The sequence below is a fragment of the Nocardia thailandica NBRC 100428 genome (assembly GCF_000308795.1).
GTDB lineage: Bacteria > Actinomycetota > Actinomycetes > Mycobacteriales > Mycobacteriaceae > Nocardia > Nocardia thailandica.
Genome location: NZ_BAGK01000065.1, coordinates 1 through 11,434, shown reverse-complemented (window position 1 = coordinate 11,434; position 11,434 = coordinate 1). Strand labels below are relative to the sequence as shown.

Genomic DNA, 11,434 nt, shown 5'->3' with positions numbered 1-11,434 from the left:
CGCGCAACGCGGCCACCCCCGCGTCGGCCGCCTCGCCGCCGACGAGCACCGCGGCCTCGAAACCCTCGGCGCCGCTGGAGATCGCGGCGGCCACCGCGGCCTGCAGGGCGGTCAGCCGCAGCGCGTCGAGCGCGACCTCGCCCGCCGCGTACGTGCGACCGTCGGTGTCGCGGACGGCGGCACCGCTCGCGCCGCCGGTGCGGCCCAGCGCGCCACGCGCAAGGACGAGCAGCTTGTTGTCTTCGGCGTCCAGCTCAGTCATCAGGTTCTCCGTTGTCGTCGGGCGCGGCGGCGGCCGCATCGGCGGTGGCCGGCGCCTCGGTGTTCTTCTTGCGCCGCACCAGCACGGTGTTGACCCGCATGCGGCCGCGGGCGTCGGCGCCGCCCTCGCCGCGCAGCACCAGGCCGTGCGCGGTCACCTTCGAGCCGGGCAGCGGGACGCGACCCAGCTCGTGGGCGAGCAGGCCGCCGACGGTATCGACGTCGTCGTCGGAGATCTCCAGCCCGTACAGTTCGCCCAGGTCCTCCACGCTCAGCCGGGCCGAGACCCGGTAGCGGCCCTGGCCGAGATCCTCGATCGGCGGCGTCTCGTCGGTGTCGTACTCGTCGTTGATCTCGCCGACGATCTCCTCGAGCACGTCCTCGATGGTGACCAGGCCCGCGATGCCGCCGTACTCGTCGACCAGCAGCGCCATGTGGTTGCGGCGGCGCTGCATCTCGTCGAGCAGCAGGTCGAGCGGCTTGGAATCGGGGACGAACACCGCCGGGCGCATCGCCTCCCGGACGGTCACCTTGCGGCTGCGGTCGGCGTAGGGCACGAGGTCCTTCAGATACACCACGCCGAGGATGTCGTCGACGTTCTCCCCGACGACCGGGATGCGCGAGTGCCCGGACCGCACCGCCAGCGACATGGCCTGGGCCGCGGTCTTGTCCGCCTCGATCCAGACCATCTCGGTGCGCGGCACCATGACCGCCCGGGCGGTGGTGTCGCCGAGCTCGAACACCGACTGGATCATGCGGCGTTCGTCGTCGGCGACCACGCCGCGTTCGCGGGCCATGTCGACGACCTCGCGCAGCTCGATCTCGGAGGCGAAGGGCCCGTTGCGGAATCCCTTACCCGGGGTGATCGCGTTGCCGAGCAGGATCAGCAACCGGCTGACCGGGTTGAGCACGATGCCGATGATCTGGAGCGGCACCGCGGCGGCCAGCGCGATCGAGTAGGCGTGCTGACGGCCGAGGGTGCGCGGGCCGACGCCGATCGCCACGTACGACACGACCGCCATGATCACGCCGGTCACAGTCAGCGCGGTGGTCTGGTCCCAGATCCCGATGAGGGCCGCGGCCAGCACCACCGTGGCCGCGATCTCGCACACCACCCGCAGCAGGACGGTGAGATTCACATACCGGGGACGGTCGTCGACGATGCGGCGCAGCCGGGCCGCGCCGGTGCGTTCGTCGCGGACCATGTCGTCGAGCCGGGCCCGCGACAGCGTGTTGAGGGCGGCGTCGATGCCCGCGAACAACCCGCCGATCCCGACCAGCAGGATCGCGCAGGCGATGAGAACGATCGAACTCACGCCGGGCCCAGGGCATCACCGGGGTTGGTGAAGCCGGCCTTGCCGAGCAGGCGCGCGTCGCGTTCGGCGAGTTCGGCGCGAAGCTGCTCCTCGCGCAGGCTCTCGTACCACTCGGCGAGGAGCTGGCCCTGCAGGGCGAACATCTCCTTCTCCTCCTCCGGCTCGGCGTGGTCGTAGCCGAGCAGGTGCAGGACGCCGTGCACGGTCAGCAGGGCGAGTTCGTGGTCGAGCGAGTGGCCCGCCTTCTGGGCCTGGCCCATCGCGAACTCGGGGCACAGCACGATGTCGCCGAGCATGGACGGGCCGGGCTCCGGGCTGTCCGGGCGGCCGCCGGGCTCGAGCTCGTCCATCGGGAAGGACATGACGTCGGTCGGGCCGGGCAGATCCATCCAGCGCACGTGGAGGTCGGCCATGGTGTCGAGATCGACCAGCACCATCGACAGTTCGGCCGCCGGGTGCACGTCCATCCGCCCGATCACGAAGCGGGCGACGCTGACCAGGTCTTCTTCGGGAATCTCCATACCCGACTCGTTGGCGATCTCGATGCTCACGCGTTCAGCCTACGGGCACCCCGGACCCGGACCCGCCCGCGGCCCGCCCGGTGTCGGGCGGGCCGCGGGGTGATCGGGTCTATCGCCGCTCGGCGCGCCCTGCGGCGCGCCGCTGCGCCCGGTTGCCCGGGTAGTGCGGGCCGGGCACCGTCGAGGCCCGCACGTCGGCCTCGTAGCGGTCGTAGGCGTCGACGATGTCGGACACCAGCCGGTGCCGCACGACGTCGGCGCTGGTCAGCTCGGAGAAGGCGATGTCGTCGATCCCGGTCAGGATCTCCGCCGCCGCGCGCAGGCCGGACCGCTGCCCGTTGGGCAGGTCGACCTGGGTGCTGTCGCCGGTGACGACCATCTTCGAACCGAAGCCGAGCCGGGTGAGGAACATCTTCATCTGCTCGGCCGTGGTGTTCTGCGCCTCGTCCAGGATGATGAACGAGTCGTTGAGGCTGCGGCCACGCATGTAGGCCAGCGGCGCGACCTCGATGACACCGGCGGCCATCAGCTTGGGGATGGCCTCGGGGTCCATCATGTCGTGCAGCGCGTCGTAGAGCGGGCGCAGGTACGGGTCGATCTTCTCGTTCAGCGTGCCGGGCAGGAAGCCGAGCCGCTCGCCTGCCTCCACGGCCGGACGGGTCAGGATGATGCGGGTGACCTGCTTGGACTGCAGGGCCTGCACCGCCTTGGCCATCGCGAGATAGGTCTTGCCGGTACCGGCCGGGCCGATGCCGAACACGATGGTGTTCGCGTCGATGGCGTCGACGTAGCGCTTCTGGTTCAGCGTCTTGGGCCGGATGGTCTTGCCGCGCCGCGACAGGATGTCGAGGCTGAGCACCTCCGCCGGGGAGTCCGAGGAGCCCTCCGTGAGCATGGACACGGTGTGCCGCACGGCCTCGGGGGTGATCACCCGGTTGCGCCCGGTCAGCGCCGCCAGCTGCTCGATCACCCGCTCGGCCAGGGCGACCTCGCCCGCCTTGCCGGTGATGGTGACGGTGTTGCCGCGGACGTGGATGTCCGCGGAGAGGAGCTCTTCGAGCTCGCGGAGATTCTGATCGGCCGAGCCGAGGAAGCCGAACACGGATTCCGGGGCGAGTTCGATACTTGCGCGCACGGTCCTGGCTGCGGGACCTGCGCCGTTACCGCCTGCGCCGATGCCTGATACGGGGTTGGTGTGGTCGCCGATCTCGCCTGTGTTCTTCAAAAGTGGCTATGGCCTGCTTCCGGTCTCGACTGTGTGTTCGATGACCCCAGTTTACCGCCGCCCACCGACACCGCACAGTGAATAACCGGCGGCCCGCGACACCGGGACCGGAGCGTTGTCCGAGGTCGGGACGGATCGTTACCAGCGCGGGGTGAGCGCGCCGAGCGCGCCGAGCGCGACCGCGGCGGCGGTCGAGGTGCGCAGCACGGTCGGACCGAGCAGCACCGCGCGGGCGCCCGCCCCGGTCAGCGCCGCGATCTCGCCGTCGTCGAGCCCCCCTTCGGGGCCGACGATCAGCACGACCCCGGTGGCGCCGGCGAACGGCAGCTCGGTGAACCGGCCCGCGCCGGACTCGTGCAGGGCCGCCACCACGGCGCCCGACGCGGTCGCCTCGCGCACCAGCGTCAGCACGTCGGCCGTGCGATGCAGGTCGGTCACCTCGGGAATGTAGGCCCGCCGCGACTGGCGGGCGGCCGAGCGGGCGGCGGCCCGCCACTTCTCCACGCCCTTGGCGGCCTTGGCCTCCCAGTTCGAGACGCAGCGCGCGGCCTGCCACGGCACGACGACGTCGGCGCCCGCCTCGGTCATCAGCTCGACCGCCAGCTCGGAGCGATCCGACTTCGGCAGGGCCTGCACGACGGTCACCGGCGGGGTCACCGGCGCGGCCGTGCGCCGGTCGAGGACCTTCAGGTCCAGGCGGTCCTTCCCCGTCGCGACGACCTCGGAGTCCGCGAGCAGTCCGCGGCCGTCGGACAGGGTGATCGCCTCACCGACGCGGGTGCGCCGCACCGTGGCCGCGTGCCTGCCCTCGGGGCCGTCGAGCACCGCGACCGCACCCGGCTCCGGGATGTCGTCGAGGTAGAACACCGTCGCGGCCACGGCCGGTCAGCGTCCGCTGAACGACGCGCGCAGCCGGGCGAACAGGCCGCTGTTGTGCTCGGACTGGGCCGACATGACCTCGGCGCGGTCCTTGTCCCGGCTGCCCTTGAACTTGCGCAGCATGTCGGTCTGCTTGCCGTCCAGCTTGGTCGGCACCACGATGTCGAGGTGCGCGAGCAGGTCGCCGCGCGCGCCGGAGCGCAGCCGGGGCATGCCGTGGCCGCGCAGCTGGATGACCTCGCCCGGCTGGGTGCCCGGGTTGATGGTGAGCTCGGTGGGGCCGTCGAGGATGGTGTCGACCACGACGGTGGTGCCCAGCGCGGCGTCGACCATCGGGACCCGGACCGTGCAGTGCAGGTCGTCCCCGTCGCGGACGAAGGTGTCGTGCGGCTGCTCGACGACCTCGACGTAGAGGTCACCGGCGTGGCCGCCACCGGGGCCGACCTCGCCCTGGGCCGCCAGGCGCACCCGCATGCCGTTGGCCACACCGGCCGGGATCGGCGCGGCGATCTCGCGGCGGGCCCGCACGCGGCCGTCGCCACCGCACTTGTGGCAGGGATCGGGGATGGTCTCGCCCGCGCCGCGGCAGGTCGGGCACGGCCGCGAGGTCAGCACCTGGCCGAGGAAGGACCGCTGCACCGACTGGACCTCGCCTGCGCCGTCGCAGGTCTCGCAGCGCACCGGCTTGGAGTTGCCGTTGGTGCCCGCGCCGTGGCAGATGTCGCAGAGGATGGCGGTGTCGACGGTGAGGTGCTTGGTCACACCGACCGCGCATTCGGCCAGGCTCAGCCGGGTGCGGATGAGCGAGTCGGCGCCCGGCTGGACGCGGCCGCGCGGCTTGCGCGCCCCGCCGCCGCCCTGGCCGCTCATGCCGCCGAAGAACGCCTCGAACACGTCGCCGAGGCCGCCGAAGCCCGCGCCGCTGAATCCGGCTCCACCGCCGCCGTTTTCGAGCGGGTCGCCGCCGAGATCGACGATCCGCCGCTTCTCGGGGTCGGTCAGCACCTCGTAGGCGGTGGAGACCTCCTTGAAGCGCGCCTGGGCGGCCTCGTCGGGGTTGACGTCGGGGTGGAGCTCACGGGCCAGCTTGCGGTAAGCGCGCTTGAGTTCCTGGTCGGTGGCGTTCTTGCCGACGCCGAGCAGTCCGTAGTAATCCCGTGCCACTTGAGTTCTCTAGTCCTTGGTTGCCGAGGGCCTGGTGCCGTGGGCCGTGCCGCGCACCGCCACAAACGTTAGTGGGATGCACTCAACTTTACCGGCCGGAACCCCGACCCTAACAGCCAGGGCGGCATCACCGTTCGGCCAGTACCTCGCCGATGTAGCGCGCGACCGTGGCGACCGAGGCCATGGTGCCCGGATAGTCCATGCGGGTCGGGCCGAGCACGCCCATGCCGCCGAGCACCGCGCCGGCCGCGCCGTACCCGGTGGAGACCACCGAGGTGCCGCGCATCTGCTCGACCTGGGTCTCCTCGCCGATCTGCACCGTGACCCGGCCCGGCTGCTGCGAGGCGGCGAGCAGCTTGAGCACGATGACCTGCTCCTCGAGCGCCTCGAGCACCGTGCGCAGGGACCCGGGGAAGCCGAAGTCGGCCGCGTTGCGGGTGAGGTTGGCGGTACCGCCGAGCACCAGGCGCTCCTCCGGATGCTCGACCAGCGTCTCGACCAGCACGGTGGCGACGCGCACGAGGACGTCGCGGATCTTGGCGGGTGCCCGTTCGGGCAGCGCGGCCACCGAGGCGGAGGCCACCGCGAGCAGCTTGCCGTCCATGGCGCCGCCGAGCATGCCGCGCAGCGCGGCCAGATCCTCCTCGTCGAGGACGCCGCCCAGGTCGACGATGCGCTGGTCGACGCGGCCGGTGTCGGTGATGACCACCAGGAGCAGTCGCGCGGGGTTGAGCGCGACCACCTCGATGTGGCGGACCGTCGAGGCCGACACCGTCGGGTACTGGACGACGGCGACCTGCCGGGTGAGCTGGGCCAGCAGCCGCACGCCGCGCCGCAGCACGTCGTCGAGGTCCACGCCGGACTCGAGGAACTCCATGATGGCGCGGCGCTCGGCGCCCGAGAGCGGCTTGACCTCGGCGATGCGGTCGACGAACTCGCGGTAGCCCTTGTCCGTGGGGATGCGCCCGGAGCTGGTGTGCGGCTGGGCGATGTAGCCCTCGGCCTCGAGCACGGCCATGTCGTTGCGGATGGTTGCGCTGGAAACGCCGAGGTTGTGCCGCTCGACCAGGGTCTTCGAACCGATGGGCTCCTTCGTCGCGACGTAGTCTGCCACGATCGCGCGCAGGACCTCGAACCGTCGATCCTCGGTACTCGACGCCATCGACCCCACCTCCTCGATCGTGCCGGGTTTCTCCTGATCCGCGTCCCGGCCGGTGCTGTATCCCACAGCGTGGCACGCGAACCCTCGAAGCGTCTCGTTGTCCAGTCTAATTGTCCGCCGCCGATCGACGCCTCGGTGGCGCGTACGCGCCGCAGGTCGCGCGGATCCGGGGCGCGGGTTGTCCACAGGGGCGAGGTTGTCCACAGGACGGGCAGGCGCGGCCGCCCGGGGGCCCGGCCGGACGTAGCGTCGGTGTGGTCAGCCGACGACGAGGAGGTAGTCATGCAGGAGGACGGCGCCGCGGTGCTGGTGCGGCCGGAGGGATTCGCGGATCTGGACCGGGCCTGCGCGCTCCTGGCCGGGGCCGCCCGCGCGGCCAGGGAGATCGTGGACGAGATCGCCGGTCAGCCGGTGTGGGGCCTGGGCGAGGTCACGCCACGGCTGATCTCGGCCCGCACGGTGGTCGATCGGTTCCGCGAGTGCGGCGCCCAGGTCGGCGCCGCGCTCGCCGGGCACGACCGGATCGCCGGCGAGATCGCGCAAGCACTCGTGCTGGTCCGCGACCGCATGTGCGCCGTCGACGCGGCGAGCGCGGCCGCGCTCCGCGGGCTGGAATCGCCCGGGCGGTCGGCGATGTCCCGGGGCGCGTGATGGTCGTGGTCTACCCGGCGGGCGTGCCGGGCGGCGGCGAGAACACCACCTCGTGGCGGCTGGCGGAGATCGTGGCGGCGTTCGCGCCCCTCGACGCCGCCGCGGCCGCCGATCAGGCGGCGCGACTGCGCGTCGTGGCCCAGCACTGGGAGCGGGCCGTCGAGGTCTTCCGCGGCACCGTGCTGTCGCGCCTGCCCGAGGTCTGGTCGGGCGCGGCGGCCGATCGGGCCGTGCACGCCCTGACCGCCTACGTGCGCGAGGCGGTGGAGCTGGGTCCGGTGATGACGGAGCTGTCGGCGCGGGTGGAGGAGGCGATCGAGGCGATCCACGCCACGAAGGCGGCGCTCCCCTGCCCGACCGACGTCGGGGAACCCGTCCGGGCCTTCTCCCGCGCCGGTTCGGCGGCGGGTACCCCGGTGCCTGTCGCGGGAGTGATCGGCGCCGAAAGCGCGGGCCCTGCCGCCGGTTCCGGCGCGGCCACCACCGCCGTCGACAGCTGCTGGGCGGCGCTGCCCGGACTCGCCGGCCCGGACCCCGCGTCGATGATCGCCGCCCACGACGCCGAGGAGACCGCGAGACAGGTCATGGCCCAACGCTACGTGGCCCCGTTCGGGGCGGTGGCGGCGCGGATTCCCCAGGTACCGAGCCCCGTCGGCCCGGTGGTCGCCGAGCCGGATTCCGTCAGCGACCACTGCTCGCGGCTCGAGAACCCCGGACCGGCGGAAAAGGCTGTGGCGGACTGTGATCCGGCGCGTGCCGATCGGACCGGTCCGAAATACACGCACGTCCCGGACGACGTGCCCGGTACCGGTCCGCAACGCACCGACGCCGCCGCGCACGGAGCAGGACCGTGGCCGCCCGACGACGGGCGGGAATGCCGGGTGGGCCCCGCGAGCCCGGGTTCGGTGCCCGGCACGGACACTCCGGGCGCGGCGACGTCCCCGGAACCGGCGATCACGACAGCGGCGGCGAGCGCAGGCAACGCGGAAGCGGAATCCGGTGCGGCGACGCGGCCTTCGAGCGACGGGCCATCCGCCGGCGATGCCGAATCACGGCAACTCGTTCCGGCAGAACAGGATTCGCCCGCCCAGCAGTCCCGCTCGCACACCGGCACCGGAACCGACTCCGGAATCGGCCCAGGTTCCGGAACCGGCCCAGGGACCGAACAGAGTCTCGGCCCGAGATCGGGCGCCGGCTCGGGCTCGGGCTCGGGCTCGGGCTCGGGCTCGGGCTCGGGCTCGGGCTCGGGCTCGGGCTCGGGCTCGGGCTCGGGACGTGGCGGTACCGGCAGTTCGGCGGGCGGGCACCTCGCCGCCCCCGGCGCGTCCGGAGGGAACGGGCAGGAACGGGTGTCCACGATCACGCGAACGACGACCGACTACCGTTCGGGGCCGATCGGCGTCGGGGCTCCCCGGTTTCCGGGCGCCGAGGTGCCTGCGGACGGCCCGGCGGGCGGGTCTCCCGCGGTGCCCGACCGGGATCGCCGGGACGCGGGCGCGAGCTCCCCCGTGACCCGCACCACGCCCACCGGCGGCGGAACGGGATTCGGCTCGCCACGTCCCGGCGTGCCGAGCGTGCCGGAACCCGCGTCGACGGGGAGCCCGGGGCGCTCGATTCCGGGCCCCGCGAATACCGGGGCCCAGCCCGGAGCACAGCCGCAGGCCGCCGCCGCTCCCGCGGGCAGACAGCCCTGGCACAGTGCGCCGGCCTGGTGCACCGGGCCTGCGGCGGCGCGCCCGGAGCACGCGGGACCGCACGCCGTGCCGGACTACCTGCAGCATGCGCGCAATACCGAGGAACTCCTCGGCCGGGCTCCGGTCACCGTGCAGGGCGGGGTCATCGGCGCGGCCGACGACTGAGGCACCGATGTCACACCGGGGCGCGCCGCGTCGTCATCCCCGCAGAACCGAACGACAAGGAGTGCACATCATGCGTATCGCGGTACTGGGAGCCACCGGCCGGATCGGGGCCACGGTGTCGGAGATCCTCACCGGGCGGGGCCACGACGTGGTCGCGCTGACCCGCACCGGCGGCGTCGACGCCTACACCGGCGCCGGGCTGTCCGAGGCGCTGCGCGGGGCCGACGCGGTCATCGACGCGGGCAACACGGGCATCACCGAGACCGCCGCCTGCGTCGACTTCTTCCGTACCGTCGCCCGGCGCGTCTCGGCCGCGGCGGCCGACGCGGGGGTGCGCCGGATCGCGGTGATCTCCATCATCGGCATCGACGAGTTCACCGACGGCCACTACGCGGGCAAGCTGGCGCAGGAACGGCAGTACCGGGCGGGCACTGTGCCGGTGCGGGTGCTGCGCGCCGCGCAGTTCCACGAGTTCACCGAGATGATGCTCGAGTGGACCACCGACGGTGACACCGCGACGATCCCGGCCTTCCGCGCCCAGCTGGTCGCCGCCGCCACCGTCGCCGAGCACCTGGCCGACCTGGTCACCGCCGACGACGGCCCGGCACTGCTCGAGGTGGCGGGCCCGGAAGTTTGGAACCTGGCCGAGGCCTGCGCGAAAGTCGCCGCCCGGCGCGGACATCCGGCGATCGTGCGCGAAGCCACCGAGTCCGGCGACCCGGACGCGGGCCGCCAGGCCGGGGGCGCGCTGCTTCCCGGGCCGACCGCGATCCTGGCGGGCCCGACCCTCGACGAATGGCTCGCGACCCGCGAGTTCGTCGCGTGAGCGGCGACCGGCGCCGCCGGTGCGAGGGCGCCGTCGCGCACGCGGCCGAGGACGCCGCGAACACGACCAGCCCCGCCTGGTGACTGGACATCCGGCGACACCGAATCGCTAGGGCACCAACAGGTCCCGCACTACCCCGTCGGCCAGGAGCCGGCCGCGGTCGGTGAGGATCAGCCGGTCACCGGCCGGGACGAGCAGGCCGTCGGCGATGGCACGGGCCGCCGCGGTCCGCGCGTCGGGCGCGAGGTCGGCCCGGCGCAGGCCGCTGCGCAGCCGCAGGGTGAGCATGACGCGTTCGGTGTAGCGCTCCTCGTCGGTCAGCGCCTCCCAGCCGGCGGCAGGCAGGCCGCCGCGGGCGACCGCGTCGGCGTAGCGGGCCGGGTGCTTGACGTTCCACCAGCGCACGCCGCCGACGTGGCTGTGCGCCCCCGGGCCAGCGCCCAGCCAGTCCCCGCCGTCCCAGTAGCCGAGGTTGTGACGGCACCGTGCCGCGTCGCCGGCGGCCCAGTTCGACACCTCGTACCAGCTGAGGCCCGCCTCGGCGAGCCGGCGGTCGATGCGCTCGTACCGGGCGGCCAGCACGTCGTCGTCGGGGGCGGGCAGCTCGCCGCGGCGGACCTTGCGCGCCAGGGCGGTGCCGTCCTCGACGATGAGCGAGTAGGCCGAGACGTGGTCGACACCGGCGGCCAGGACGGCGTCCAGGCTTGCGTCGAGGTCGGCGTCGGTCTCGCCCGGCGTCCCGTAGATGAGGTCGAGATTGACGTGGTCGAAGCCGGCGGCGCGGGCCTCGCGGGCGGCGGCGACGGCCCGGCCCGGGGTGTGGGTGCGGTCGAGGATCTTCAGCACGTGCCGGGCCGCGGACTGCATGCCCAGCGAGACGCGGGTGTAGCCGGCGGCGCGCAGCCGGGCGAAGAACTCCGGGGAGGTGGACTCGGGATTGGATTCGGTCGTGACCTCGGCGTCGCCGGTCAGGGTGAAATTCGCCCGCACGGCGTCGAGGACGTCGGCCAGTCCGTCACCGCCGAGCAGCGAGGGTGTGCCGCCACCGACGAAGACGGTCGACACCGGCGGCACGGCGGAGCCGAGCCCGGCGAACCGGTCGGCCGCCGCGGCGAGCTCGCCGCGCAGGGCCTCGAGCCAGGACTGCGGCGACGCCGACGTGCCGAGTTCCCCGGCGGTGTAGGTGTTGAAGTCGCAGTAGCCGCACCGGGTGGCGCAGAACGGGACGTGCACGTAGATCCCGAACGCCCCGCCGGAGAAATCACGCAGCACCGGCTGCTCCCCGGCGGCGGAACCGGGAAGGGGAACGGAGACGGCGGCGGAACTGGCGGACACCCCTCCAGTGTGCCGCCCACTCGCCGCGGCCTCCCGGCCAGGTGCCATCCGCCCGCCGCGACCTTCCGGCCAGAAGGCGGCCGCCCACCGCAGCCTCCCGGCCGGGTGCCATCCGCCCGCCGCAGCCTCCCGGCCAGAAGGCGGCCGCCCACCGCAGCCTCCCGGCCGGGTGCCATCCGCCCGCCACAGCCTCCCGGCCAGAAGGCGGCCGCCCACTGCACGCCCCCCCCAGCCA

At 73.4% G+C, this 11,434-nt stretch carries 11 protein-coding genes; 3 read left to right on the top strand and 8 right to left on the bottom strand.

Annotated elements, in window-relative coordinates; genetic code table 11:
* From ON36_RS07080 to hrcA, 7 genes are all read right to left on the bottom strand, one after another.
* A partial coding sequence (locus tag ON36_RS07080; RefSeq protein WP_043649241.1) for a cytidine deaminase-like protein occupies positions 1 to 262 on the bottom strand: 262 nt, incomplete at its 3' end.
* Entirely contained in the window at positions 255 to 1,577 is a 1,323-nt protein-coding gene (locus ON36_RS07075) for a hemolysin family protein (protein WP_052313722.1), read from the bottom strand. The genes ON36_RS07080 and ON36_RS07075, both read right to left, overlap by 8 nt.
* On the bottom strand, positions 1,574 to 2,128 hold the full coding sequence (gene ybeY / locus ON36_RS07070) for an rRNA maturation RNase YbeY (RefSeq protein WP_043649238.1): 555 nt from the start codon (positions 2,126 to 2,128) through the stop codon (positions 1,574 to 1,576). The genes ON36_RS07075 and ybeY overlap by 4 nt, the downstream gene beginning before the upstream one ends.
* A gap of 79 nt (positions 2,129 to 2,207) precedes the next feature.
* A complete protein-coding gene (locus ON36_RS07065) occupies positions 2,208 to 3,275 on the bottom strand; it encodes a PhoH family protein (protein ID WP_043649253.1) in 1,068 nt (355 codons plus the stop codon).
* A 186-nt stretch (positions 3,276 to 3,461) separates the two neighbouring features.
* A complete protein-coding gene (locus ON36_RS07060; protein ID WP_043649235.1) occupies positions 3,462 to 4,202 on the bottom strand; it encodes a 16S rRNA (uracil(1498)-N(3))-methyltransferase in 741 nt (246 codons plus the stop codon).
* A 6-nt stretch (positions 4,203 to 4,208) separates the two neighbouring features.
* Positions 4,209 to 5,366, bottom strand: coding sequence for a molecular chaperone DnaJ (gene dnaJ / locus ON36_RS07055; RefSeq protein WP_043649232.1), 1,158 nt, complete (start codon positions 5,364 to 5,366; stop codon positions 4,209 to 4,211).
* A gap of 127 nt (positions 5,367 to 5,493) precedes the next feature.
* Positions 5,494 to 6,528, bottom strand: a complete 1,035-nt coding sequence (gene hrcA / locus ON36_RS07050; protein ID WP_043649250.1) for a heat-inducible transcriptional repressor HrcA — start codon at positions 6,526 to 6,528, stop codon at positions 5,494 to 5,496.
* Positions 6,529 to 6,810: 282 nt separating this feature from the next.
* On the opposite strand from hrcA, the gene ON36_RS07045 reads away from it, so the two are divergent.
* The 3 genes from ON36_RS07045 (at position 6,811) to ON36_RS07035 (ending at position 9,864) form a co-directional block, all read left to right on the top strand.
* Positions 6,811 to 7,179, top strand: a complete 369-nt coding sequence (locus tag ON36_RS07045) for a hypothetical protein (protein ID WP_043649230.1) — start codon at positions 6,811 to 6,813, stop codon at positions 7,177 to 7,179.
* On the top strand, positions 7,179 to 9,038 hold the full coding sequence (locus ON36_RS34590; RefSeq protein ID WP_043649228.1) for a hypothetical protein: 1,860 nt from the start codon (positions 7,179 to 7,181) through the stop codon (positions 9,036 to 9,038). The genes ON36_RS07045 and ON36_RS34590 overlap by 1 nt, the downstream gene beginning before the upstream one ends.
* A gap of 70 nt (positions 9,039 to 9,108) precedes the next feature.
* Complete coding sequence (locus tag ON36_RS07035) at positions 9,109 to 9,864, top strand: SDR family oxidoreductase (protein WP_043649247.1); 756 nt, start codon at positions 9,109 to 9,111, stop codon at positions 9,862 to 9,864.
* 108 nt (positions 9,865 to 9,972) lie between these two features.
* Here the strand turns inward: ON36_RS07035 and hemW are convergent, their stop codons facing one another.
* Complete coding sequence (gene hemW, locus ON36_RS07030; RefSeq protein ID WP_083884960.1) at positions 9,973 to 11,247, bottom strand: radical SAM family heme chaperone HemW; 1,275 nt, start codon at positions 11,245 to 11,247, stop codon at positions 9,973 to 9,975.
* Between the last annotated feature and the right edge of the window lie 187 nt (positions 11,248 to 11,434).